23 protein-coding genes are annotated in these 24,403 nt (G+C 58.8%); 2 read left to right on the forward strand and 21 right to left on the reverse strand.

Annotated elements, in window-relative coordinates:
• Positions 1-310: 310 nt before the first annotated feature.
• The 4 genes from CLV97_RS15115 to CLV97_RS15130 form a co-directional block, all read right to left on the reverse strand.
• The gene (locus tag CLV97_RS15115; protein ID WP_211295770.1) at positions 311-1,099 is read right to left on the reverse strand and encodes an enoyl-CoA hydratase/isomerase family protein; all 789 of its coding nucleotides are present in this window, start codon (positions 1,097-1,099) and stop codon (positions 311-313) included.
• Positions 1,100-1,114: 15 nt separating this feature from the next.
• Positions 1,115-2,959, reverse strand: coding sequence for an AMP-dependent synthetase/ligase (locus CLV97_RS15120; protein WP_106346365.1), 1,845 nt, complete (start codon positions 2,957-2,959; stop codon positions 1,115-1,117).
• A 173-nt stretch (positions 2,960-3,132) separates the two neighbouring features.
• Entirely contained in the window at positions 3,133-3,483 is a 351-nt protein-coding gene (locus CLV97_RS15125) for an SCP2 sterol-binding domain-containing protein (protein WP_106346404.1), read from the reverse strand.
• 196 nt (positions 3,484-3,679) lie between these two features.
• The gene (locus CLV97_RS15130) at positions 3,680-4,303 is read right to left on the reverse strand and encodes a TetR/AcrR family transcriptional regulator (RefSeq protein ID WP_106346366.1); all 624 of its coding nucleotides are present in this window, start codon (positions 4,301-4,303) and stop codon (positions 3,680-3,682) included.
• Between the two features lie 344 nt (positions 4,304-4,647).
• Here CLV97_RS15130 and CLV97_RS15135 point away from each other — a divergent pair, with 344 nt between their 5' ends.
• Positions 4,648-7,323, forward strand: coding sequence for a penicillin acylase family protein (locus CLV97_RS15135; RefSeq protein WP_106346367.1), 2,676 nt, complete (start codon positions 4,648-4,650; stop codon positions 7,321-7,323).
• A gap of 140 nt (positions 7,324-7,463) precedes the next feature.
• On the opposite strand, the gene CLV97_RS15140 is transcribed toward CLV97_RS15135, so the two are convergent.
• The 9 genes from CLV97_RS15140 to phnD all read right to left on the reverse strand — a co-directional run bounded on the left by CLV97_RS15140 (position 7,464) and on the right by phnD (position 16,324).
• The gene (locus CLV97_RS15140) at positions 7,464-8,822 is read right to left on the reverse strand and encodes a hypothetical protein (RefSeq protein WP_106346368.1); all 1,359 of its coding nucleotides are present in this window, start codon (positions 8,820-8,822) and stop codon (positions 7,464-7,466) included.
• A gap of 340 nt (positions 8,823-9,162) precedes the next feature.
• The gene (locus CLV97_RS18815) at positions 9,163-9,291 is read right to left on the reverse strand and encodes a hypothetical protein (RefSeq protein WP_281257618.1); all 129 of its coding nucleotides are present in this window, start codon (positions 9,289-9,291) and stop codon (positions 9,163-9,165) included.
• The gene (locus CLV97_RS15145) at positions 9,278-10,612 is read right to left on the reverse strand and encodes a tetratricopeptide repeat protein (protein WP_170070564.1); all 1,335 of its coding nucleotides are present in this window, start codon (positions 10,610-10,612) and stop codon (positions 9,278-9,280) included. The genes CLV97_RS18815 and CLV97_RS15145 overlap by 14 nt, the downstream gene beginning before the upstream one ends.
• A gap of 256 nt (positions 10,613-10,868) precedes the next feature.
• Positions 10,869-12,155: a kynureninase gene (kynU, locus tag CLV97_RS15150; protein WP_106346370.1), complete on the reverse strand. Its 1,287-nt coding sequence runs from the start codon at positions 12,153-12,155 to the stop codon at positions 10,869-10,871.
• A gap of 324 nt (positions 12,156-12,479) precedes the next feature.
• Positions 12,480-13,064: an RNA 2',3'-cyclic phosphodiesterase gene (gene thpR, locus CLV97_RS15155; protein ID WP_106346371.1), complete on the reverse strand. Its 585-nt coding sequence runs from the start codon at positions 13,062-13,064 to the stop codon at positions 12,480-12,482.
• Positions 13,065-13,301: 237 nt separating this feature from the next.
• Positions 13,302-13,820 (reverse strand): thiol peroxidase, encoded by a 519-nt coding sequence (gene tpx / locus CLV97_RS15160; RefSeq protein ID WP_106346372.1) that lies wholly within the window; start codon positions 13,818-13,820, stop codon positions 13,302-13,304.
• Between the two features lie 88 nt (positions 13,821-13,908).
• On the reverse strand, positions 13,909-14,658 hold the full coding sequence (phnC, locus tag CLV97_RS15165; protein ID WP_106346373.1) for a phosphonate ABC transporter ATP-binding protein: 750 nt from the start codon (positions 14,656-14,658) through the stop codon (positions 13,909-13,911).
• Positions 14,655-15,434 (reverse strand): phosphonate ABC transporter, permease protein PhnE, encoded by a 780-nt coding sequence (phnE, locus tag CLV97_RS15170; RefSeq protein ID WP_106346374.1) that lies wholly within the window; start codon positions 15,432-15,434, stop codon positions 14,655-14,657. Before phnE ends, phnC begins: the two co-directional genes overlap by 4 nt.
• Positions 15,431-16,324 carry a phosphate/phosphite/phosphonate ABC transporter substrate-binding protein gene (gene phnD, locus CLV97_RS15175; RefSeq protein WP_106346375.1) on the reverse strand — a complete coding sequence of 298 codons (894 nt, stop codon included), beginning with the start codon at positions 16,322-16,324 and terminating at the stop codon, positions 15,431-15,433. Before phnD ends, phnE begins: the two co-directional genes overlap by 4 nt.
• A 409-nt stretch (positions 16,325-16,733) precedes the next feature.
• Here phnD and CLV97_RS18820 point away from each other — a divergent pair, with 409 nt between their 5' ends.
• Positions 16,734-16,868, forward strand: a complete 135-nt coding sequence (locus CLV97_RS18820; RefSeq protein WP_281257619.1) for a hypothetical protein — start codon at positions 16,734-16,736, stop codon at positions 16,866-16,868.
• Positions 16,869-17,361: 493 nt separating this feature from the next.
• On the opposite strand, the gene CLV97_RS15180 is transcribed toward CLV97_RS18820, so the two are convergent.
• The 8 genes from CLV97_RS15180 to CLV97_RS15220 all read right to left on the reverse strand — a co-directional run bounded on the left by CLV97_RS15180 (position 17,362) and on the right by CLV97_RS15220 (position 24,289).
• A complete protein-coding gene (locus CLV97_RS15180) occupies positions 17,362-17,568 on the reverse strand; it encodes a hypothetical protein (RefSeq protein WP_146130522.1) in 207 nt (68 codons plus the stop codon).
• A gap of 62 nt (positions 17,569-17,630) precedes the next feature.
• Complete coding sequence (locus CLV97_RS15185) at positions 17,631-17,990, reverse strand: hypothetical protein (RefSeq protein WP_106346377.1); 360 nt, start codon at positions 17,988-17,990, stop codon at positions 17,631-17,633.
• A 140-nt stretch (positions 17,991-18,130) separates the two neighbouring features.
• The gene (locus tag CLV97_RS15190) at positions 18,131-18,511 is read right to left on the reverse strand and encodes a hypothetical protein (RefSeq protein ID WP_106346378.1); all 381 of its coding nucleotides are present in this window, start codon (positions 18,509-18,511) and stop codon (positions 18,131-18,133) included.
• Positions 18,512-18,938: 427 nt separating this feature from the next.
• The gene (locus CLV97_RS15200) at positions 18,939-19,712 is read right to left on the reverse strand and encodes an SDR family oxidoreductase (protein WP_106346380.1); all 774 of its coding nucleotides are present in this window, start codon (positions 19,710-19,712) and stop codon (positions 18,939-18,941) included.
• A gap of 98 nt (positions 19,713-19,810) precedes the next feature.
• Complete coding sequence (locus CLV97_RS15205) at positions 19,811-20,863, reverse strand: SIR2 family NAD-dependent protein deacylase (RefSeq protein ID WP_245891633.1); 1,053 nt, start codon at positions 20,861-20,863, stop codon at positions 19,811-19,813.
• A 117-nt stretch (positions 20,864-20,980) separates the two neighbouring features.
• On the reverse strand, positions 20,981-21,829 hold the full coding sequence (locus CLV97_RS15210) for a M55 family metallopeptidase (RefSeq protein WP_106346381.1): 849 nt from the start codon (positions 21,827-21,829) through the stop codon (positions 20,981-20,983).
• Positions 21,830-21,934: 105 nt separating this feature from the next.
• Positions 21,935-23,272: a GNAT family N-acetyltransferase gene (locus CLV97_RS15215; protein WP_170070565.1), complete on the reverse strand. Its 1,338-nt coding sequence runs from the start codon at positions 23,270-23,272 to the stop codon at positions 21,935-21,937.
• A gap of 102 nt (positions 23,273-23,374) precedes the next feature.
• The gene (locus CLV97_RS15220; RefSeq protein ID WP_106346383.1) at positions 23,375-24,289 is read right to left on the reverse strand and encodes a DMT family transporter; all 915 of its coding nucleotides are present in this window, start codon (positions 24,287-24,289) and stop codon (positions 23,375-23,377) included.
• Positions 24,290-24,403 lie beyond the last annotated feature (114 nt).

A 24,403-nucleotide genomic window follows, 5' to 3' on the forward strand; every position in this document is an offset into this window, starting at 1 on the left:
CGGCGGGCGGACGCCCGGGGCCTGGTTTCGGTTTGGGGAGCAGGGGCTCAATCACAGCCCATTGTTCGTCTGTCAGCTCATGTCTCGTACTCATACTTCCATTTTACATTGGCAGATCATGTTTTTGAAATAGCTTGTAATCCTGTTTTATAAATTGCAATCCAATTTAAACGTTAAAGCTACTAAAATATCGATAAACGATTATGATAGAATTACTAAAGCTATCACAATAATAAAGGAGCACCCCGTTTCAGGCACTCCTTTTTCACCATATCGTTCCGTTTGACAAACCCTGTAAAAGACGGCTCAATCACCGCCCCTTGAAGTTGGGGGTCTTTTTCTGGAAGAAGGATGTGACGCCCTCGATGGCGTCTTCCGTCCGGATGACCGAGAGCATGTTTTCCCTCTCGATGGCCAGCCCCTGCTCCAGATCGGCATCGGTCCCCCGGATGACCGCATCCAGGATCCCCTTCATGGCGAGGGGCGGCCCTCCCGCCAGCTGCTCCGCCCACTTTATCGCCTCCTCCAGGACCTTCTCCCGGGGAACCACCCGGTTGACCAGTCCCCAATCCAGGGCGGTTTGGGCGGGAATGCGCTCCCCGCTCAACATCACCGCCAGGGCGCGCCGGCGGCCGACCAGGCGGGCCAACCGCTGGGTCCCTCCGTAACCGGGCATGATCCCCAGGCGCACCTCCGGCAGTCCCAGCTCGGCGGTGTCGGCGGCGACGGCCAGGTGGCAGGCCATCTGCAGCTCGTTTCCGCCGCCCAGGGCATGCCCGTTGAGGCAGGCGATGATCGGTTTGGGGAAGCGCTCGATCCGGTTAAACAGGTCGTGCATCCGCTTGAGGGTGGCTTCGGCGGATTCGGGATCCGCCATGCCCGCAAACTCCGTCACATCCGCCCCGGCGGAGAACATCTTCTCCCCGGCCCCGGTCAGAACGACGGCGCGGACTTCCCCGTCCCCCTCGATTTTGTCCAAAATCGTGCCGATTTCCGCGAGCGTATCGCGGCTCAAGGTGTTCATCGGGGGCCGGTCGATGGTGATCACCGCCACCCGCTTCCGCATCTCAAGCCGACAGTTTTCTCCCCCCACTTCCATCCCTCCGTTCTCTTTTCAGTCGGCCGTTGCGGCCACTTCTCTTGCCGCCCCGGCATCTTCGCTGTAAGCTTTTTCGATCTGTTCGGCATATTTCTTCTCGATCTCCCGCATCCGCACCTTGAGGGTCGGCGTCAATTCGCCGGTTTCCACCGACCACTCCCGTTCCATGATCACCACTTTTTTCGGCTGCTCGTGGGGAGCAAACCCTTGAACGGCCCTTTCCACTTCCTCCCGAATCAGCCGCTGAACCTCGGGATGCCGGACCACTTCCGACCGGTCTCCCTCGATTCCCTTCTTCTTCGCCCAGGGCAGGAGGTTTTCAAACTGGGGAACGACCAGAACGATGACATACTTGCGGTTGTTGCCGATTAGGGCCGAAATCTCGATGTAGCGGCTTTCGTTGATCGCCGTCTCCACCGGCTGCGGCGCCACATTTTTCCCGGTGGAAAGCACCAGGATGTTTTTCTTCCGGTCGACGATCTTCAGGTAGCCCTCCTCGTCCAGTTCGCCCAGATCCCCCGTGTGGAACCAGCCGTCCTCGGAGATCGCCTCCCGGGTCGCCTCTTCGTTTTTGTAGTAGCCGACCATCACGCTGGGGCCGCGGACCAGAATCTCCCCGTCCGGGGCGATCTTCACTTCCACGTTGGGCAGGGGTTTGCCCACGGTTCCCACCTTGGAACGGACCATCGGGTTGGCGGCGATGACCGGAGACGTCTCCGTCAATCCGTAACCCTCCAAAATGGGAACATCAACGGCCCAGAAGAATTTCCCGATCTCCGGATTGAGGGGCGCTCCTCCCGAGACCATGCCCCGGATGCGGCCGCCGAGACCGTCCTTCACCTTTTTGTAGACGAGGGCCCTGGCCAGTTTCCACTGCCTGCGCAAGCCGGGAGGCATGGGATCCCCCAGGAGCAATTTGTCGATGGATTCATTGAGATAAATCTCGTAGCGCCTCATACCGACGCGGACCGCCCAGTCAAAAATTTTCCGCCGAAGGGGCGTTCCCGACTCGATTTGCTCCTGCACCTTTTCATACACCTTTTCGAAGAGGCGGGGAACGCTGGTCATCACCGTCGGCTTCACTTCCTGCAGGTTCTCCTGGATCTTGTCGATGCTCTCCGCGTAGGCGATGGTCGTGCCGATATACAGGGGCATAAATTGGCCGGCCATCCGTTCGAAAACATGGGATAAGGGAAGGTAAGAGAGCAGGACGTCCTCGGGTTTCAGTTCGATCACCCAGAAATGAACGCCTTCCATGTTGGACAGGAAGTTTCCGTGGGTGAGCATCACCCCTTTGGGCGGCCCCGTCGTTCCCGATGTGTGGATGATCGTCGCTATCCGGTCCCGTCCGATTTCCTCGAAGGCTTTCTCCCACCCCTCCAGGGGATGGGATTTCCCCTCCTTCAGGAGACCGGCCATGTCGAGAATGCCTTCACCGGGCGCAAACCCGTCCCCGGGACGGATCACGATGATGCTGGAAACTTCCGCATCCCCTTCCCGCACCTTCTTGAGTTGATGTTCATTTTCGACGACAATCGCTTTGCATTCGGCATTTTTCAGAATGTAGGCCACCTGCTCCGGAGTCAGCGTGGGGTAGACCGGAACTGTAACCGCTCCCAGACTCAGGATGGCCAAATCGGTGATGGGCCACCAGGGATTGTTCTCCGACATGAGGGCCACCTTGTCGTCCCTTCCGATGCCCAACCGGGCCAACCCGGCGGCCGCATCCTGAACCTGTTGCCACATCTCCCGATAGGTCATGCTGTGATACTTCCCGTCGCTTTTCCACATGAGGGCCGGCTTGTCGGGGTAGCGCCCAACGGTTCGCTGCACTGCCTCCAACAGATTTTTGGGCTTCATCGAAACCCTCCCGTCGGTGTAAACTCGTACGGTTTCTCCCACAACCATTCCGAATTTATTTTTATTCCGGAAACACAGGGGGTTCCGAAGTTTCCGTCTTTTGAGAGGCTGTTTGTTCCCCTTCACGCTTTGCCGAGAGTGGAAGAAATCAAAAAATGCCGAATCCGTCGTCCTCACGTCCGCGGAGGTTCGTATTGACCCAATACGTTCTGCAGTTTCATCGCCAGTCCCAGGTTCCCCTTCACCTTCAGCTTGCCGGACATGAAGGCCGCCGTCGGATTCAGGTTGCCGAGCAGCATGTCTTTGAAATCGGCGGCGGTCATCTGGATGGTGCAATCGGCGGGTGCCGCTTCCCCTTGCTCCACTTTGGCCGCCCCGTCCGCGAGATGGAGTTGATACACGGCGCCGTCCTCCCCGGACAGATCAAACTGGTAGATGGCCTTCATTCCCTCGATCGGCTTCGGATTTTCCTTCAACCGCTTTTCAATCTCCTGAAATACTTCCGCTGTCGTATAATTGGCCATTTTCCCGCTCCTTTCGGGTGATGAATTTGAGGCAAACCGGTCCTTCGACCGGAGAAAAACGCTTTTCACCATCCTTTTCTCATCATCCGCCCGTCGCCGTCCTTCTCCCGTGCGGAAACCTGCGCATTTTCCCTTTCTTCCGACATTTCCAAACCGATGAAGCCTGCCATCGCACCGGTTCATTTCGGGGGGATGCTCAATTGGCGGGCTGTTTCATCACGAGGGCCGAGAAGGATCCCACAACCATCCGGTTCAACATCCGCGCCAACCGGTCGAGATCCACTTCCTGTTCCGAAGTGATCACGTTCTGGATCACCACTTCGTTGATCGCCCCCACCATCGCTTGGGCTCCGATTTTCAGATCCTCCTCGGGAACGGTACCGGACAGCACGTCCCGCACAATGCTGTAAATCAGTTCCGCAAAACGGAGATGAGCTTTGCGCCTCACCGCTTCCACCTCTTGGCTGACACCCACCGAGGCGACCAACAGCAGGCGCGCCACCGTCACCCGATCGGTGCACAGCTCGATATAGCGGCGGATTCCGGAAAAGGCCTTGTAGGACACCTTCTGTTGCCGATCCGCGGCTTTTTTCACCTCGTCCAGCACTTCGTCGACCAACCGTTCAAACAGCTGGACCAGCAATTCCTCTTTGCTGCGAAAAAAATTGTAGAACGTCGTTTTGGAAACGTGGGCCGCCTCCACCATTTCCAGGATGGAGGTCTCCTTAAACCCCTTGTCCGTAAACAGGCGCAGGGCCACATAAAGCAATTTCTGACGGGCGTCCTTGGGCATTCGTTTCGCAAAAAGCAGGGACTCCAAAAGATCATCCCCCCGTAAATACCAGTACGTATCGGTATTTTACTTCACGGTGGAAAAGGATGTCAAGATGGCATGGACTTTATTCTATTCTTGCATAAAAAAATCCTTCGGAATCAAAAGATGCCCTCCAGGCACAGTCGGCGGAGAGCGGATGCCGCCAACGGATCGTTTACAGAAGATGTAAATACAGTTAATATAAAAATTAACAGTAATAAGTCGAATATTCAAATATCGTATGCGCTCTCCAGGATCGATCTTTTGAAAACCCTTCAAAAATCATCGCCAGGACGTCCCTCCAGCCGGACCAGTGCCTTTGAATAACCCGTTTACAGGAGGTTCCTTCGATGGTCCGAAAACGAAACCGGCGGCTCCTCGCCGCCCTCATCACCCTCGTCTTGGTCGTGACCCTCCACTCTCCGTCCGCCTCCGGCGCCAGTCCGGATCCCCGCTACCGGGACTTCGGCGATCCGGGAGGGTTTATGAACATTCTGCCCCCGGGACAGGACGGCGTGGTCAACGGTGCGGAAATGCTCCTCTACCAGCTGACAAAGAAATATCCCAAGCACTACAACGACCAGACGGACATGTACAATTCCCTGGTGTACGCCGCACCGGGAATTTCCGACGAGGACCTGCCCAAGTATTTCAAGGACGCTTCCTTCGGCGTGAAGGGGAAAATCGAACGGTCCTACTCCCCCACCAAGGGAGCCACCATTTTGCGGGATGAATTCGGCGTTCCCCACATCTTCGGCGAAACCCGGGAGGCGACGATGTTTGCCGTCGGCTATGCCACCGCCGAAGACCGCCTGTTCCTGATGGATGTCCTGCGCCACCTCGGCCGGGGACGGGTGAGCGAATTCCTCGGAGCGAGCGAGCGAAACAAGGAGATGGACCGGGCGCAGCTGAAGGTGGCTCCCTACAAGGAGTCGGAGCTGACGAAACAGGTGAACGACATTTGCGACTCCGGTCCCGAGGGGGCCCAGGCCTGCCTGGACGCGCAGGCGTACATCCGGGGCGTCAACGCGTACATCAAAAAGGCGTATCTGGACCCGCGGCTGATGCCCGCCGAGTATCCGCTCCTGCAGCAGGTGCCGAAAAAGTTTGTTCCGGAGGACATCGTGGCCATCGCCAGCCTGGTCGGCGGCATCTTCGGCATGGGCGGAGGGAATGAAGTGGCCTCGGGCGCCTTCCTTCAGGGGCTGCAGCAAAAATACGGGGAAAGGGAAGGGAGGGCCATCTGGGAAGACTTCCGCAGCGCCAACGACGCGGAGGCGCCGGTTACGGTGAAAAAACCCTTCCCCTACAACAACCACCAGCGGATCGACCCCGAAACGACGGCCCTGCTCGACCCGGAAACGGCGGATGAGGCCATCAAGCAGCTGGACAAGCCCGAAATGATCCTCGACGGTCCGAAGGGTCCCATCCGCCTCAACCCGCCCAAGGGAAACAGCAACGCCCTGCTCGTCGCCGACAAGCACACCGCGGCCGGGCGTCCCATCGCCGTGTTCGGACCCCAAACCGGCTATTTCAGCCCGCAACTGCTGGTGGAAATGGATGTGCACGGTCCGGGAATCGACGCCCGGGGCGTGGCCTTCGCCGGAACCAACCTCTATGTCCAGCTGGGGCGGGGGAAAAACTATGCCTGGTCGGCCACCTCGTCCGGCGCCGACAACGTCGATCAGTGGGTGGTCAAGCTGTGCGAGCCGGACGGCAGCCGTCCCACCAAGAAATCGAAGCACTACTGGTACAAAGGAAAATGCCGGCCGATGGACGTCTACACCCACCGCCAGATCGCCAAACCCACCCTCGCCGGCATGCCGGATAAACCCTCCCTGAAGAACATCATTTTCGACATCCGGGTGGAGCGGACGGTCTACGGTCCGGTGGTGGCCCGGGGAACCGTCAAGGGGGAACCCGTCGCCGTCACCGTCCAAAGGTCCACCTACGGCCGGGAGCTGACCAGCGCCATCGGGTTTCAGCGGGTGAACAACCCGCAATTCATGAAGGACGGCGCCCGGTCCTTCCTGAAGGCCATGGATGGCGTCGAATACTCCTTCAACTGGTTCTACGCGGACGAAAAGGACATCGCCTACAAGCACACCTGCCTCTGCCCGGTCCGGGATCCGCGGACCGACCCCGATCTGCCCAGCTGGGGCACGGGCGAATACGACTGGACCGGCGAGTTCCTTCGCCCGGAAGAGCAGCCCCAGGCGATCAACCCGCCGCAAGGGTATCTTGCCAACTGGAACAACAAGCAGGCTCCGGAGTTCCGGGCCAATGACGCCAATTTCAACTACGGTTCGATCCACCGCTCCCTTTTCCTTGAAAAGCGGGTCCAAAAAGCGATTGCCTCCGGGAAGAAGCTGACCCGCTCCGACATGGTCAACCTGGTGATGGACGCCGCCACCGTCGATCTGAAGGGACAGGAGGTGTATCCCCTCGTCCTGCGCGTCCTGGGCAGCGAGGCCCCGGGAGGTGATCCGGTCCTGCAGCGGATGCGCGACCGGCTTGCGGAATGGGTGAAATCCGGGGGACACCGCCGCGACTTCAATCCCCGGGACGGGAAATACGATCACGCAGCGGCCGTGGCGATCGGGGACGCCTATTTCGAAACTCTCGTCGAAGCGATCTTCGGAGAGACCCTCCAGGGGACCCATCTGCCCAACCAGCTGGAGGATTCGCCGCGAAGCGGCCAGGGTTCCGCCTACATGGAAGGATACTACGCCTACGTCCACAAAGACCTGCGCCAGGTTCTCGGGGAGTCCGTCCGGGATCCCTGGCACAAGACCCACTGCGGCGGAGGCGATCCGGCCGACTGCCGCTCCAAACTGTGGCAGGCCCTGAGAAAAGCGGCCGACGACCTGACGAAGAAATACGGCTCCCCCGATCCCGACGATTGGAAATACGATTCCTCCCGGGACAACATCAAGCAGAGCCCCGTCGGACTGATCGCGGCCCCGGACATGCAGTGGATGAACCGTCCCACCTTCCAGCAGGTGGTTCAGGTGGGAGTGGACTAAGGTCGACGGGAAATGGGTTTCTCACCTCCTCCCCAATTCCTCGGAGAAGACAAACAACGCCGCCTCTACCGGGCGGCGTTGCTAATTTGCTGCGGTACGGAAGAGGATATTTGCCGTCTTTCCGCGGAACTTCTCTCCAATCACAACAACATGTAAGCCAGCCCCGCTCCCAACCCTCCGAAGACCAGAGAAAAGCCCAGATTCCAGCGGGAAATGCGGTAGGGACTGATGCCCGTCCGCTCACTCATCAGCATGACGGTCGAGTTGTAGGGACCGGCCACGTCCGGGGCGACGCTGGAGGTCACCAGCACCACGGCCAAGCTCAACGGATGGATGCTTTCGAGAAAGGGCTGAATGAACACCCCTACCAGGCTTAAGGTGACGAGCGTGCTGATTCCCAAGAACGTCATGCCCAGCATGAACAGCTGGATGGTCAGAAACAGGAGAAGAGGCATGTCTTCCACCCGGTGCAACAGGCTTTGGAGTCCGTCCATGGCCGCCGACTGTTGAATCATTCCGTTGAAAAATCCGACGGACAGAAAAAGGAGCACCATGTTCTGCATCCGCGGCGTCTCACGCTTCCAGGTGGAGTAGCTGTGCTTCACATAACGCTTCAAGCGGCCGAGCAGCGCCGCCCAAACGGCGGCGTACGGAACCATCGCAAGCGTCACAGCGGTAAAGAAGCGGATCTCCAAGAGGCTCTGCACCAACAAAACGAAACCCATAAAGAACACCAGCACCGCCGGAAGCAGAATCAACCGGCGTCGATCCCGGTCATCTCCTACCGGCTCACGGGCGCATCCGCCCCATTCAACGGCACGGTAGCGATAGCCCGCCGCCCCGTCGGCCAACAACAGCGCCAATGAAAACAGGAGGAGCCAGGGAAGCATCGCCGTATAATCGACCCGGGTCATTTCGGCCACGAGGGCGATGAGCACCTCCAAGGGACTCCACACCGTCCCCAGCGCAAATCCCCGCAGGATCGCGCGGCTCAAAAACTTCTTTTGAAGGGAGGAAGAAATTCCGGCAAGATTCCGTTTCAACAGGTCGTGGGCGATCGGAATCGCCGCAAAAAACAAAAAAACCGTCAACAGATAGCTCACGAGAGAGCCGCGGATATAAAGCTTTCCCAGGTGATCGACCCGAACGCTCAGCATCCGGTTCAGCGTCCGTTCGAAGGCTCCCACCTTCATCAGACTCTGAAAGAAGGGGAGAACGAACAACAGGGCGAGCAGCATGACGGGCGATGCCAAGTGGTCCGGCACATTTTGCAGGCTGATCCCCTCCAACCAAGCGATGCCGATCCCGGCCGTCAAGAAGAGGAAACCGGCCATCCGATACAACCGGTCAGCCCCCGGAAAAGACAAGAGGATGCAGATGACGCCGACAAGGCCGAAGGCATCCCGCAGGACCCTTGAGGGAAAAAAAAGCGTGAGAAAATATAAAGCCACCAAGAGGGAATAAAAAAAGAGCCTGGCGTGACCGCTTCGCTTTCCCATGGCGTGAACCTCCGGAACCGATTGTGCTGAAATGGGAGACGCATCGAGTATGGCTGACCGTCCGGCCTGCCCCTGCCCTTGAAAAAACTCAGACATCAAATTAGTTTTGGTTTGAACTAGACGGATTCCCTCATCGCTATCGCAAACATGGTGAAACCAAGCACAGTACAGACCTTCCAAACAGTATCATCCAGCAACAACCGCTAATACGATTTGACTCAGTCGGGAAAGTTGCCGGACCCGATTTGCGGGATTCTGAAGCGGTGATTTTGCTTAAAAAAGGGCTGCCTCAAAACAGGCAGCCGATATTAATAATATCATTTTTACTCCTATGCTGCTATCAACCTGCACCAGGGTTGCTCGATTGAATAGTTACATCTGCGACAGAAACTGCCGCTTGTGCCTCATAGCCCACCCAGGCAACGGACAAGACTGCGGCCGCTATAAACAGGAGTTTAAACCATTTCACGGCTTACACCTCCCTTTTGACGATCAAGCTCTTCTTGTACTATAAACATCTTCTCTGTACAACGTCGAAATTCCTCCTGGTCGATATCTTTCCAGCACTGACTGAGCCGGAACCATGCCTCGTATTCCATTTCCTTCAAATTATGTCTGTTGGCCAACTTCTCCACCCGTTGATAGTAGGAAAGGGCCTCCCGGCTATTTCCCTGAAGCCGGTAATAATCGCCCATGGCCGTCAAAGCCATCGTCAAGCGAGGAACATCGTTCATATACTCACCTTTTTTTATCGCCTCATCCAAAAAAGGCTTCGCCTGATCCCATTCTTTCAAATTCATATACATGATTCCGATTCTGGTATATGTGGTGATAAACAATTCCTTCTCGGGAAACTTGTCCTGCAAAGACAACACCACATCAAAGCACGCCTTGGCATTTTCGTAATCTTTTCGATCCATATAGATCGTGCCCAAAACGGTCCAAAGGTCAAAGAGGCTGATCCACACCCAGTTTTTGCGGGCAAATTCGATTCCTTCCTGGGCGTATTTCATCGCTTCATCAAGCACTCCGCCTCGTCGCAGCAGTTCGGAACGCAGCCAGTAGAAACTGAGAACGGTTTCCGTCTGATCAATTTTCCCCAGCTCGGGCCACACCTTGTCCACAATCCGCAGGGCCGGAACCACCCGACCCATCCGCTCTAAATAGATCCCCTTGTTCCGGAGGAGCACATATTTTACATGCTTTCGTTCTCCCTCAGGGTTGAAAGCTTCCAGCCCCTGATCCGTGTAGTGGACGGCTTTGGCCATGTCGTTCTGGTAATAGCAGCTCAGACTGAGCAAGTTGTACGCGTCCGACTCAACATTCATCCGTTCCGCCTGGGAATTTCCCTCACACAAGCGGATGGCGTTGGACAAAGCTTTCTCCGCCCGGTTCCACTTTCTTTCGTATATTAAATACTTTCCTCGCAAGCGATGAAAATGGGGAGCAAAAGGGTGGTCATCTTCCAATTGCAAGGATTCCAACTTCTCCGCGGCCAATTTGGTTTCTTGCGCGTCAATCAAACTTTCCACCGCGGCCAGCTGCAACCGGATGTCCTCCAGTTTCTTCTGCTCCCCGGTCATCATCTCCGGCAACCGGTCCAACGACAGCCCCAGTTTTTCGAGGACATAGTTCACCTTGTCCTTGCTGACGTGGGGGACGCCCCGCTCGATATTGCTGATGGTCGCCGGTGAAATATGTTCGTCAGCCAGATCCTCCAGGCGCATTCCCCGCTCTTTTCGCACCTTGCGGATCACTTCACCGATTTCCCTTATTTCCAATGGATCCACTCGTTCTTCCACCTCACCAGTCATATCATACTGAACATTTATATGATACTACTTTTATTCGGATTTGGAAATAGAAGGAGCTTAAAAAAACAAAAAATTTTACATCCAAAAAATTGCATTGCTTCGCAGGGGAGAAGCCGCCGAATCCCAGCTCTTCCGGGCTTGTAAACCTTGTCCCCTTGAAAGGGCGGGGATGCTTGTCCCCCCGCCATTTTATATAAATCAACAGGCACCTTTCTTCGATTCACACGCCTCCTCAGGCCACCACTCCCCGCTTTTTCTCATAGCGCTCATAGCTCTTTTCCTCCATAATTCTCCTCAACCGCTGCACCGCCTCCCACACGTCGGCAAAGGACGTATAGAGAGCGACGGGCGCCAGACGGATCACGTCGGGAGCCCGGAAGTCCGGGATGACCCCTTCGTCCTTCAGGGCTTTGCAAATCCGCACCGCCTCTTCGTGGATCAGGGCCACATGGCCGCCCCGGCGGCGATCCTCCGTCGGATTGCCCAGGGCAAAACCGTATTTCGAAAGCTCCTTTTCCGCCCAGTCCATCAAATATCGGGTCAGCCGGAGGGATTTCTCCCGAATCCGTTCGATCCCCGCTTCCGCGAACATCTCCAGGGAGCCGATCAGCGGGGCGGTACTCAAAAGGTTCGGCGTGCCGATTTGATAGGCCCCCGCCGTTCGAGCCGGAGTGAACCGGTGCTCCATGTCGAACTGCTTCGCCTTGTCGGAGCCGAACCACCCGGCCAGCCCGGGAAGCCGACCGAAATGCTTCCGGTTCACAAACAGCCCGGCCGTTCCCCCGGGTCCGCTGTTCAGATACTTGTACGTGCACCAGACGGCGAAGTCCACCTCCCACTCGCTGAGCGCATGGGGGATGGCTCCGATGGAATGGCACAGGTCGAAACCGATGGGAATGCCCCGTACCCGGGCCGCCCGGGCCAGGCGCGGGATATCCAGCAATTGTCCGCTTCTGTAGAGCACGGATGGAAGGAGAATCAGCGCCACCTCGTCGGTCATCGCCGCAATGATCTCTTCCTCATCAAGGGTGTTTCCGTCCCGGCTCGGCACGCGAACCAGATGTTCCTCCGGATCCAGCCCGTGGAGCCGCAGCTGGCTCTGCAGGGCGTAGATGTCGGAGGGAAAATTGAGGACATCCGCCAGGATCTTCGTCCGCTTCCCCCGGGGACGATAAAAGGTGGCGACCATCTGATGCAGGTTGACCGTCGTCGACCCGGTGACGATCACCTCTTCCGGATCGGCACCCACCAGGGGGGCCATCATCGCCCCCAACCGTTCGGACAAATCGAACCAGGGTTGCTCCCCTTCAGTCCACCCGTCGATCCCCAGATCCCGCCAGGCGGCGATTACTTGTTGCAGGGAGCGTTCCGCCCGCCTGGACAGGAGGCCGAGGGAGTTGCCGTCGAGGTAGATTCGGCCCTCCGGGAGGTAAAATTCCTGTCGGAAACGGCCCAGCGGATCATTCCGGTCCAACTCTTCGGCGTAGGATTTCGATGGATTGAAAGAATGAGTGCCCATTGCCGGCAGCCTCCTTTGCCAACTCGTTCGAAGACTCCGCATTTTTTGGAAAAAAGAGGAGTGACAATACCTGTTTCAGATAACTCGCGCCGGAGGAGGGGCCGCACTTCTTTCTTGCAACCGGTGCCGTACATTCCGGCGCGAAACGCATAAGCAAGGCCGTCGGGCAATAACCACAAGATCCGGTGCTCCCTGCCGCATATCCCGCTCTCCCGGGTCGTCACCACCCCCGGCCTCACCTTCGAAGAAAGGCCTACAACCATAGCATACCGAAAAATTGACGCCCTTTCACCGGGAAATCAGAAAACGAATACTACCGCTTCTCTAGTCTTCCCCATCCTTCTTCAGCCCAAAGAGCTCCACCGGTTCGTACATCGGCGTCCTCCCAAGATGGGAACGGTACAGGACGATCCGGTGCACTTCCCATTCCGGCCGGACGGAATCGTCCATCCATAGCGCCTCCAGCTCCCGGAGGGAAAAATCCCGCTGCCGGCAGTTCCTGGCCAAAGTCAGATGCGGGCGGAAGGGGCGCGTCTCCGCGGGAAAACCGAGGGGGGACAGCCGGCCCACCACTTCCCGTTGAAGGCGGCCCAAGGCCTCCAGTTCCCCCTCCACCCCGCTCCAAAGGATCCTCGGGCTCCGAGGGTTGCCGAACAAGCCGAGATCACCGAGCTTCAATCGAAAGGGATCCAGCGTCGGGGCCATCTCCCCCAACCGCTCCTTCACCCGCTCACAGGTCCGTGGGCTGCATTCGCCCAGGAATTGAAGCGTGATATGCAAATCCCGGGGATGAACCCATTTGCGGAAGGAGGCCGCTTTTTTCAGTTCGCCGAGCCGAAGGGCGATCTGACCGCGCACTGCCTCCGGAATCGGCACGGCGACAAAGAGGCGCAGGTCTCCTGGTTTCACGCAGTTCCCTCCTTACGACGGTTCACGACGCCTTTCCCGGAAGTAACGTGCGTACCCCATCTTACTATATCCGGGACGGCACATGCCTCCGGGCAAAGACAAAGACAAAAACCAAACCCCCGAAATGTGTTCGGAAATTGGAGCCGCTGACACGTTGAGTTCCACGCTCAGATCACGCGCCCGAACAACTCAAACCCCCGGAAAAGGGCTCCGGGGGTTTGTTGTCCTGTTCCCTGTTTACGAGGCCGCCTTTTTGGCCGCTTCGATCGCCGCTTCGTAGTTCGGGTGCTGGGTCACTTCTGGCACATACTCGGCGTATACCACCTTGTCGTTCTTGTCCACGACGAACACCGCCCGGGCCAACAGGCGCAGTTCCTTGATCACCACACCGTAGGCGGTTCCGAAGGAGAGGTCGCGGTGGTCGGACAGGGTTTGCACCCGATCCACGCCGGCGGCACCGCACCAGCGCTTCTGGGCGAAGGGCAGATCAACGCTGATCGTCAAAACCCGGACTCCCTCCAGGGAAGCCGCTTCCTCGTTGAAGCGACGGGTCTGCTGGTCGCAGACGCCGGTGTCCAGAGAGGGAACCACGCTGATGATGCGGACGGAACCTTTGCTGTCCGCCAGCGTGACCGGGGAAAGATCGTTGGCCAACACCGTGAAGTCGGGAGCGGTATCCCCCACCTTCACCTCATTTCCCACCAAGGTGACCGGATTTCCTTTAAAAGTCACAACTCCCGTGCGTTCCTGAGCCATATCGATTTCCTCCTTTTCAGATTGTCCTACCGGCCCTTTTTTCATCTTATCACAAGAAGGGGAAGTAGCGGATACCTCGAAACCCGACTCAATCGACGCCGTCCCGGTAGATCCGCCTCTCCTCGGCCTCCGTCAGGGATTCGGGGGTGCCGTCAAACACGATCCTTCCCCCGTCCAATCCGATGATCCGGGTGGCGAAGGCTTTGGCCAGGCGGACATCGTGCAGGTTGAGGAGGGTGATCCGGTTTTCCTCCCGATGGATGGCCAAAAGCAGCTCCAGGATCCGCCGCGCTGACACCGGATCCAAATTGGAGACGGGTTCATCCCCGAGGATGATCCGGGGGCGAAGCATCAGCGCCCGGGCAATGGCCACCCGCTGCTGCTGGCCGCCGCTCAATTCCCTCGCCTTGCGCCGGGCGAGATGGGAGATCCCCACCCGCTCCAGCGCCTCCATCGCCCGATCCACCGCCTCCCGGGGAAAAAGGCCCGGAACGCAACGCCACAGAGGCAGAGCGGGAAAGGCCCCCACCAGCACATTGGTCAGCACATCCAGCGGACCGATCAGGTTGAATTGCTGGAAGATCATGCCCATCTCCCGCCTGGCGCGGGACAGCTCCCGGGCAGAAGCGACGGTGAGATCCCGCCCGTTCCAAATCACTTTCCCGGAAGAAGGGCGAACCAACAGGTTGATGCAGCGAATCAGGGTGGATTTCCCCGCTCCGCTGCGGCCGAGGACCGCGACAAACTCCCCCGGGGAAACCGTCAAATCGATCCCTTCGAGAGCCGGCTCCCCTTCCTTGCCGTACCGCTTGCTCAAGTCGACCAATTGCAGGGTCATCCGATCACCCGGGAGCGGAAAAAAGCTCCCGCGTAATCCAACAGCCCGATCAGCACCATGATAATCAACACATCCACCGCCATGGCGGCGTATTCAAAGGTTTTGAAGTGGATGAACAGCATATCGCCGATCCCCCCCGCCCCGATCGCCCCGAACAGGAGGGAGGAGCGCACCCCCACCTCCAAACGGTAAAAATACTGGGACAAAACCACGGGGACGATTTGCGGGACAATCCCGTACAGGGCCACCAACACCTTCCGCGCTCCCGTCGCGGCAACCGCCTCTTGGGGACCGGGGTCGGCCGCCTCGATCAGCTCGGCGATCAGCTTGCCCAACACGGCGATGTTGTGCAGAAAGATGGCCACGATCACCGTCAGGGGAGAAAGTCCGAAGGTGGGGACAAAAATCAGCGCGATGACCAACTCCGGAATCGACCGGAGGAACGTCAGGAAACCGCGCATCCCGTGATACACCGCTCCGGGCGCCGTGTTGCGGGCAGCCAGAAAGGCGCAGGGGAACCCGACGATCAGTCCGAAAAACGTGCCGAGAAACGCAATCTCAAGGGTGATCAGCGTCTCGTTCAGGGCCTGGTCCACCATCGAAAAGTCGAGGGGCCACAGCTCTCCCAAAAAATCGAAGGTGTTGGGAAGGTCCCGGATATCCTCCAGGTTCAATCCCATATCCCACACGCTGAGAAAGACGAGGACCAGAAGCGAAACGGCGAGGAGAAAATATTTAAGGGCTGGCCTGATCGTTGCGTCACCCGTTTCCTTCATTCGAGCCTCCCCGCCTCCCGGGCCGCTTGTCGAATCGATTCGTAGTCGCTGTCTTTGGCGGTAGTGAAGCCGCTTGCGCCGAACACTCCCAGAATTTCCGGATCCTTGACCGACAGAAAGGCTTTCTGCAGCTTTTTCACGGTCTCATCGTCCACTATCTCCGAGACCGCCCAGGGATATTGGAACAGCTTTTCCGACTTCCAGATCACCCGGATTTTGTCCCCGTCCACCTTCCCGTCCTCCACCAACTGGTTGTATATGGCGCTGTCGATGGCTCCCGCATCGTACTTCTTGTTCTGGATGACGAGGGCGGTGATGTCATGGGAACCGGTATACGTGACTCCCTTGAACCGGTGGTTTTCCCGGTCCGTAAAAACCCCGCGCTTCTTCAGCTCGATGCCCGGGATGAGGGAGCCGGAAGTGGAGTTGATGTCGCCGAAGGCAAACCGGATGTCGCGGCTGTGCTTCACGAGATCGTCGATGGAGCGGTAGGGAGAGTCCTTCGGCACGATGATGTAGGAGTGGTAATACGGTTTCCCGTCGATCAGCTGGGTGACGATCGCCCGGGCGCCCGTCTTCTCCTGCACCTGGACGTAGGTGAGAGGACCGAAGTACGCCATCTCCAGCTTCTTGTATTTCATCGCTTCGACCACGCCTTGATAATCGGCATACACCGTGATTTCCACCGCTCTGCCGAGGTGATCGGACAACACCTTTTCCAACTTGTCCATCGCTTTTTGCATGTTTCCTTTGTTCTGTGCCGGAACGATGCCCACCCGGAAAGCTTCGTCCGTTCCCTCGGGGTTGGAACATCCGACGCTTCCCCACAGGAAAATGACGACGATCAAAAGGGCGATTCCCCGGGAAATCCGACTGTAAGCCTTTTTCATCGCATAACGACCTCCGACGAGTTTTTGCCCTCCACCCATGCCCGGGAGGCGATCCCCCAACAGAGATCATGCCGGAAGCGGGAGGAGGGCGATGCATATTGCTATCACATCCCCGTTCTTTGGGGCTTGCGCTACCTTCAGGATCGATCCCTACTCCTCGGCAAACCCGCCGTCACGGTTCTGGAAGCAAATATACCACTCGGGGATCGAGGGTTACAAGGGACCTCCCGATATCCACCCTATTTGCCCGCCGCATGCCGGCCTCTGCCGGCTGACATGAATATGTGCCCGGATTCCCCGGACAGGATGCCCCCGGACGATTTGCCGGCAACATTGCTCGAATCAGATGGAGCGGTTTTCGGTCTCAACCAAATCACGCTCAAATCCGATCATAGAGAGGATCATCACCATGAACACGGAACCGGAAGTCAAGGTACGCGTCACCCGCCGCTTCAACGCTTCTTTGGAGCGCGTGTTGGACGCCCGGCTGGACCTCGAGATGATCGACAAACGGATGTTCGTGCCCGCTGTCCGTGAAGAATAAGCGGTGCCCATTTCCCTCGCCCGCGCGTGGGTGGCGGGTTTCCTTTGTCGTGCCTCGTCAAGGGCAGGAAATCAACTACGCAGGGGAATATCTAGATCGACCGGCCCGCCGTCTGAGGTTCACCTGGGGGTGGCGGGCGCCAGCTCCGGGGTGACCATCGAGCATCGTACCTCTGGAGGCGGGGTGCAAGCTGGCCTTGACCCTCGACTGGTCCGACTTCGCGAAGCGCCGAGGATGCCTGGAGCAAGATGCTCGGCGCCCTTGCCGCGGCACTCGGCTGACGGGCCATCATGCCGGCCGCGACCATCCAGCCGCAAAAAAGGGATCGCGCGGAGGCTGCGTTCCGCCTTCGCCCAAGAAAGCCGGCGAAAAATACGTCCGGCGGCCGGAGGTCGGTGCAATCGACGCATCACCTCCCCTATCGGGACAAGAAAAAAAGCCGTTTTGTCCTCCCAAGGGCTCAAACCCGGGACAAAACGGCCTTTTCACTTGATTAGAGAGTGCCCAAATCGCCGTATTCAAACAGGTACTTTCGCTCGAGGGCGCTGACTTCCGTTCGCTGTCCGCTGTTCCGATCCTCCTCCTCGATAATCCTCTTCCACTCTCTGCGGATTCGTTCCAGCTTTTTCAGATACTGTTCCTGGGCCTGAATCGCCTCCTTGACCAGGCGCATGCGTGCCGGACTGATCGGCTGTTCCATACCGGATTCCTCACTCCCGTTCGATCGACTGATCCTTTTCCGAAGGCGCTCATCCGCCCCGATCATACGGAAACCATGTCAAATTCTCCGTCCCGCTTGGTACTGAGCAACTGGTGCAGGTGGCGGTCATCCGGATCCCTTTTGAGGAGATGACGAATCAGGGATTGTTCGACGGAGCGCATGATCAGCAGATTCCCGTTTTGAATCCCCGACTCCACATCGTTCAACAAACCGAGGAAAAACCGCAGGTCCTCCGCACGGCTTCCATCCCCGTCGTTTCCCGCGGCCAGTCGCTCCGCCATCCTGTCGATCGCTTCCTTCATCTCGTTCCGGACTTTTTTCATCAGGGCGATGTTCCACTGGTAATGATGCAACAGGTCCAATGCAAGGAGCACGTGCCGCCAAGCCTGATCTTTGGCCATATGCTCATCGTCTCCTTATACCGGGGAGAAAAACCCCATCTGTTTAATAACAGTTTTGCTATTTGTGATCTATTATAATACAGTTCTGGTTCCCTTGACAAGGCACAATTTGATCGGATTCGCCCAATTCCCGCGTTGTTTTATTCCCCGCACGTCTGCCCCATCAGCTCCATTCCCCACTGGTGGCGCGTCAGCAGAAGGCGTTTGATGCAGCGGTGCCGCGGATGCTTCCTTGCCATGTATTCCCGTAGGGATTCCTCGATGACCGGGACAGGTGACAGGTTTCGGTTCCGGATGCCCCATTCCACGTCCTCCAACAATCCCCGATAGTATTCGATATCGCGCTGTTTGTCGCCGCAGGGGCATTCCACTTCGGCCAGATGTTCCGTCAGGTGTTCAACGGCAGCCTTCAACCGCTTCCGAAGCTCTTCCAGCAGTGACAGGTCCCAATGTTCGTGATGCAGCATTTCCCACGCGCTCAGACCGTGGTTGTGGGCATCCAACCCCTTGTTTCCAGACATGGCGGCACCCCCAATCTGTTTAATAACAGTTAAAAATAATTTTGTTTTAATATATAACAGATTTCGCAGATGCGCAAGTCGTTCTCTTCGAAATCTCCCGAAAGGTCCGTGCGAAAAAACAGGGCATCCCCGGCTCCGATCCGGAAATGCCCTAAATTTCGGCTCGCCGTCCCGTTTGCCTCTCGGCTCCTTACGGGTTCATCCGCGCACCATTCCACTCTTTCCCCATCCAACACGGCAAGCCGCTTCTTCTTCCAATCGACAAATGCTTTGAACACTCCCGCCTCCGACAGTCTCAAACCACCGGTGATCCCGTGACAACATCCGAAACAAAAGGGGAATGGTTGCAAACGCTCCGCTCATCACAACGGGGGCAGAGGAATCGTCGCTCCCGCCCATGGGCCTTGGAGGCTTTCCGTTCCCCCTTTCACCGCCGCCAAAATCCCCCTTCCGAGTGGATCACCTGCCCCGTGATCCATTCGGCTTCGTCTCCGGCGAGAAAGGCAATGAGTCGGGCGGCGTCCTCCGGCTGACCGAGCCTCCCGGTCGGAAAACGGGCCAAGAGCTCCCGCTTCAGCTCTTCGGTCATCCATCCCGTGTCCGTCGGCCCCGGGTTGACGGCATTGACCGTAATCCCCCGGGAAGCGACCTCCACGGCGAAGGTGGAAGTAAACGCTTCGATCGCACCCTTGGAGGTCACATAGGCGATCTCCCCCGGCATCGGGCCCAGGGACTGGCCGGAGGTGAGGTTGATGATGCGTCCTCCCCGTTCTCCCTTCCAGCACCGGACAAAGCCGACGCTCAGCAAAACGGCGGCCCGGACGTTCACCGCATAGTGCGCGTCCAGGGTGTCCGCATCCAAACCGTCGACGCCGTCCAGGGTCGAGTAGGCGGCGTTGTTCACCAGAATCGACGGGGATCCAAATCGCTCCTCCACCCGGTTCAGCACCTTCTCGGGAGCGGCCGGAGAAGACAGGTCCATCGCAAAACCTTCTGCACGCACACCCTTGCTCCTCAGTTCCGCTTCCAGTTCGGCCGGGTCGTCCCCTTCATCCCGCATCCTTCGGTCATGGGGATGCCACACAAAGAGGATGTCCGCACCCTTGTCCGCCAAGGCCCGGCAGATGGCCGTGCCGATCTCCCGGCGCCGCCCCGCGCCGGTCACGACCGCGATGCGGCCGGAGAGTTCCCCTTTTCCCATATAATTCGCCTCCTTATCGACTAAACGCGATGACTGTGAATCCGGCGGGGAGGAGCCGCCACAACGCGTCCTCCCGTCGGAAGAGATAATCCTCCCTTCTACTTCATCTCCTTCACCAGGCGATCCAGCTTCAACAGGGTTTTGCCGATCCTGGCGTGGATGACGTGGTGAAACCGGTGATCCCATTCGGTGGCGCTCCCGTTGATGATCGCCTTCCGGCCCGTGGACAGCATCGGCAGCTGGTTGACGGGATATACCTCCAAACTGGTGCCGATCACCAGAAGAAGGGAGGATTCGCGGATGGCCCGGATCGCCCGGTCCCATTCCTCTTCCGGCAGCAGTTCGCCGAAAAGCACGACGTTGGGGCGAAGGGGCCCCCCACACAGACCGCAGGATCGCCCCTCGAGGAAATCCTCCAATTCGGCGGGGCTTCCGCACCGATGACAGCGGACCGTGCGGAGCGTTCCGTGCAGTTCGTACACCTCGGGACTTCCCGCCTTGTGGTGCAATCCGTCCACATTTTGCGTGGCCACCGCCCGAACGATCCCCTGTTTCGCCCACTCGGCCAGCACATAATGGCCGGCATGGGGACGGACGTCTTCCAGATTCCGCAGGCGTTCCCCGTAAAACCGGCGAAACAGGTCAGGATCCGTCTCCATCGCCTCCACCGTGGCCACGCGCCGCGGATCAATCTTCCGCCACAAACCCGTCGATGAACGGAAATCCGGTATTCCGCTTTCCGTGGACATCCCCGCCCCCGTCAGAACGACCGCGTCCCGGACCTTGCGGATCTCCTCGGCCAAGCGGGGCAGGGGGCACTTTTCCTCCCAGCTCCGTGGATCCGGCACCGGATCTTCCGGAAAACAGGCCCGAAACCAGGGAACCAGACCGGCGGGATCCGCCGCGCGCTGCAGGACCGCCCCCCAGATTTTCGACCGGAAATCCGGATGGACGGCGATCGGTTCATACTCCTCCCAAGGATCTTCATCCATGGCCAGCAAGGCATCCAGCCAATCGTCCCATTCGCGCCTTTCCTCACCTTTTTCGCCGCGGTCGACCCACCAGCGCCACGTCCCCCCTCTGTCCCGCTCGCCGGACAGCGTGATCAGCTCCTTCGGCCCCTTCACCTGCAACAGGGTTTCCGCCGCCAATCGCTCCACCTCCTGAACTGCGGTTTGGAAAGCCTATTTCCATGCAGCACCCGTTCAAACAAACGGAAACGGATGTCCGCCCCGGACACCCGTCTCCGACCGGATTCCTCCCGGACCCTACGCGTTCACATGGCCCAATACGCCGTTGGTGGCGGACATGGCGATGATGACGCAACCCCACATGTGCTTGTACGCGGTAACGGGATCGTCCAGGGTGAAGCGGATCGTCTTCGGACCGATTTGCTCCACCGTGGGCAGGGTGGTGGTCATCAGGGCCTGGTTGGTAGCTTTGAAGTCGATCTCATAGGTCACCGGCGTCCCGATCCGGTAAGGGGGGATCTCCCGGCGCCTCTCGACCGCCCGCATCGCCTTTTCCCGAATCATGCGCCGCGCCTTCTCGGGGGAGAGCAACCGGGCAGCGAACCGGTCCACCCCTTGTTTCACCACGACGGTTTCCGCCTCGGGAAGGGTTTGCTTCACCTCTTTCTCCAATACGTCGTCCCCCGTCACCAACAGTACGGGCACGCCGAAACGGCCGGCCACCCCGGCGTTCATCTCCGCCTCTCCCACCGGCCGCCCGTTGATTCGGATCTGCTCCACACAGATGCCCGCCAAGGTGTGATTGATCACTCCCCGGTACCCGCCGCCCTCCCGGCCGTGGTACCCGACGAAAAACACCCCGTCAAAGGTTTCGTCCAGCCCCTCCAGCTGGCACATCACCCGATTGTTTCCCGAAATCAGCTGGGCTCGCGGATCCAGCTCCTCGATAAGGATGTTGGGCATGTTTCCATGACCGTCGCACACCACCACCTCATCCGCCCCGGCCGCAAAGGCTCCGTCGACGGCAGCGTTGACGTCCTCGGTCATCAGTTTTCGAAAACGCTGGTACTCGCTTTCCTTTTTCAATTGGACATTGGTTGCCACGCCGGAGATGCCCTCCATGTCCGCGGATATGAACAATTTCACGGGTTCGGCTCCTTTCAGATCGGAATCAAACGCTTTCCTTCATCTCTTTCGGCAACGGCGACCGATGTCCTCCCCTTCCGGCGGCGGAAACCATCCCCGCCTCCCTCACACCTGCTCCAGTCGCGGCGGCCAAAAAGGGAGCGGGAAGAGCTCCCTCAGACGGCGGGCATGCGGGGAAGGTCCCAGGGCAGCCTCCACATCCAGGGGTCCAAACAGAGCCTGGGCCCAATTCCACCGGTCGCCGCGGACCACTTTCCCTTCAGCGCCGGCCGGAGGCGCTTCCAACCGCCGAATCCTCACACCCCTTTGGTCCCACGCAATCTCCACGGCCTGCGCGCCGCCCTCCGGATCCTCCATAACCATTGCCAACGAATCCGCCCCGGACGGGGGTCGCTCCTTCCACCAGGGGGTGTACGCCCCGAGCAGCGCCGCCAGATCGTGAATGCGGATCATCCCCGCCGGGCTGAGAAACTGTCGTTCCGCCCTCTCCCACAACCGCCTCTCCAGAGCGTTTAAACGCGGGCTGACCAGCACCTGCAGGCTCCCGCTTCCCTTCCGCATCAGAAAGCCGAGGAGCTCAAGCGCCAACCGGGAGTCCCCTGCCACCTCATACAGTTTGCTCCACGTTCCACCCCCCTCCTCCGCAGGGGGAAATCCGTCATCCAGGTGGGGACCCGTCGCTCCTCCCACCAGCGCGTAGGCGGCGTGGCCGTCCCGTTCCACCCAAAGGGTGTGAACCCCCCGGCGGGAGATCATCGCCCTCTGGTCGGAAGGGGAACGCAACGCCCGTCCAAGGTAGCGCTTTTGAACAGCCAACAATCCTTCGCAAAAACCCGGAGGGAATTGCGTCGAAGCCCCGATCCCCGCGACGTGAACCACTTGTTCGTCGTTCCAGCCGGGATCGGGAAAGCGCTTCCGATGGAGAACCAGGCCCAGCCGACAACCTCCATCCTCAAATCCGAACCGGCGGTAGCGGTGGCGCATGCCCTTCAAAAGGCTGAGGGGAAGCCCGCGCCGATCGATGTCATCCATACCCGCCTTCAGCAGGGCGCTCATCAAGCCGCGCCCCCGCCACTCGGGGAGGGTGCAAACCCCCGTCACCCCGGCACACCGAAAGGAAAAGGAGCCGACATTCAGGTCGATGGTCGGAAAACCCGCGGCGGCGACGATTCGCCCTCCGGCTTCGGCGACCTGCCAGGAGGCGGGATCAAATCGATCCGGCGCATAAACATGCCAAAACCGCTCCTCAATGCGCCCCGACGATTGTCCCCCCGCGAAGCAGGTCTCAACCACCTCCAGGATGGCCTCCCGATCCCCCGCGGACGCCCGGCGAATCTCAACACCGAAAGGCGGCCCTCCGCCTTCCTGCTCCGACCGGGCCTCATCGTTCCGTCCCGCCGTCCGCAACGACCTCTCCCGCTTCCGCTCGTCGCCCCAGTGCATGATCTCCACCTCCATAAAGGAAATGGGTTTGTTGGATCAAAAGGATGCTCAACAAACCCATTCCCTTCGGGCGGCCGAGGAAAGCCTCCCGTCACGCAAGAGTCAAGCCGATTCCCGCGCCGGCTTCTCCTCCGAAGGCCCCGTTCGCTTCGTCCTCAGAAAAACGGCGAGTCCCGCAAGGGTCAGGGCTCCGCCGACCGCCTGGTAATCGGTGATTCCTTCCCCCAACAGCAGATAGGCGAGAAGAATCGCCCCCACGGGCTCCCCCAGGATGGACATGGAGACGGTGGTCGCACCCACCACCCGGAGCAGGCTGTTGAACAGGAGGTGGCCGAAAACGGTGGGAACGACGGCCAACAGGAGGAAAATGCCCCACTCCCGCGCCGGATAACCGGTCATCCCGATTCCGGCCGCCAGGTTATATACGGCCAGGACCAGAGCGGCCGTCGAAAAGACGAGAAAGCTGTACACATGGGAAGGGATGTACGCACAGAGCCTTTGGCCGATCAACATGTGAACGGAAACGGCCAGGGTGCCCAGCAGGGAAAGAAAATCCCCGTAGACCGCCTCTTTGGAGAAACCGATGTCCCCCCATCCGATCAGGACGGTTCCGGCCAGGGCCATCCCCATCCCGAGCAGGGCGGCTCCGCCGGTCCGCTCCCGAAACGCCGCGTAGGCTCCGAGGGCGACAAATACCGGCTCAAGGGACAGGACGATCATCGAACTGGCCACCGAAGTGTAACGGAGGGATTCGATCCAGAACAGGAAGTGCAGCCCCAAAAACAATCCCGACAGGAAAAGCAGTCCGGCGTCCGCCGGCTTGATCTTCCGCACTTCCCGGCGAACGGAACTCCCCGTGAAAGGAGCCATCAGCAAAACCGTAAGCAGCAGCCGGTACATGCCGAGGACCGAAGCGGGAGCATCCGACCACTTGATGAAAATCGCGGAAAAGGATATGGCCACGATGCCGACAATGAGCGCCGGAACCGGAGCCACGGAAAAACGGCCGATATTCATAGAACAGGTCTCCTGCTTCTTTTGATCGACACCCATCACAGGACGGAAGAACCGCGGATCGAGCGATGAGTTTCACCCATGATTGTAACACGATCCGCCCATGCCGACAGCCTG

The sequence above is a fragment of the Planifilum fimeticola genome (genome assembly GCF_003001905.1).
GTDB lineage: Bacteria > Bacillota > Bacilli > Thermoactinomycetales > DSM-44946 > Planifilum > Planifilum fimeticola.

Bases quoted from the DNA above. Each gene is read 5' to 3' on its own strand.
- tpx (WP_106346372.1), bottom strand. From the start codon at position 13,820: ATGGCTCAGGAACGCACGGGAGTTGTGACTTTTAAAGGAAATCCGGTC.
- CLV97_RS15200 (WP_106346380.1), bottom strand. From the start codon at position 19,712: ATGGGAAAAGGGGAACTCTCCGGCCGCATCGCGGTCGTGACCGGCGCG.
- CLV97_RS18820 (WP_281257619.1), top strand. From the start codon at position 16,734: ATGAACACGGAACCGGAAGTCAAGGTACGCGTCACCCGCCGCTTCAAC.
- kynU (WP_106346370.1), bottom strand. From the start codon at position 12,155: ATGGGCACTCATTCTTTCAATCCATCGAAATCCTACGCCGAAGAGTTG.
- CLV97_RS15180 (WP_146130522.1), bottom strand. From the start codon at position 17,568: ATGGAACAGCCGATCAGTCCGGCACGCATGCGCCTGGTCAAGGAGGCG.
- CLV97_RS15120 (WP_106346365.1), bottom strand. From the start codon at position 2,959: ATGAAGCCCAAAAATCTGTTGGAGGCAGTGCAGCGAACCGTTGGGCGC.
- CLV97_RS15220 (WP_106346383.1), bottom strand. From the start codon at position 24,289: ATGAATATCGGCCGTTTTTCCGTGGCTCCGGTTCCGGCGCTCATTGTC.
- CLV97_RS15125 (WP_106346404.1), bottom strand. From the start codon at position 3,483: ATGGCCAATTATACGACAGCGGAAGTATTTCAGGAGATTGAAAAGCGG.
- CLV97_RS15185 (WP_106346377.1), bottom strand. From the start codon at position 17,990: ATGGCCAAAGATCAGGCTTGGCGGCACGTGCTCCTTGCATTGGACCTG.
- CLV97_RS15140 (WP_106346368.1), bottom strand. From the start codon at position 8,822: ATGGGAAAGCGAAGCGGTCACGCCAGGCTCTTTTTTTATTCCCTCTTG.
- phnC (WP_106346373.1), bottom strand. From the start codon at position 14,658: ATGACCCTGCAATTGGTCGACTTGAGCAAGCGGTACGGCAAGGAAGGG.
- CLV97_RS15115 (WP_211295770.1), bottom strand. From the start codon at position 1,099: ATGGAAGTGGGGGGAGAAAACTGTCGGCTTGAGATGCGGAAGCGGGTG.
- CLV97_RS15135 (WP_106346367.1), top strand. From the start codon at position 4,648: ATGGTCCGAAAACGAAACCGGCGGCTCCTCGCCGCCCTCATCACCCTC.
- CLV97_RS15215 (WP_170070565.1), bottom strand. From the start codon at position 23,272: ATGCACTGGGGCGACGAGCGGAAGCGGGAGAGGTCGTTGCGGACGGCG.
- phnD (WP_106346375.1), bottom strand. From the start codon at position 16,324: ATGAAAAAGGCTTACAGTCGGATTTCCCGGGGAATCGCCCTTTTGATC.
- phnE (WP_106346374.1), bottom strand. From the start codon at position 15,434: ATGAAGGAAACGGGTGACGCAACGATCAGGCCAGCCCTTAAATATTTT.
- CLV97_RS15190 (WP_106346378.1), bottom strand. From the start codon at position 18,511: ATGTCTGGAAACAAGGGGTTGGATGCCCACAACCACGGTCTGAGCGCG.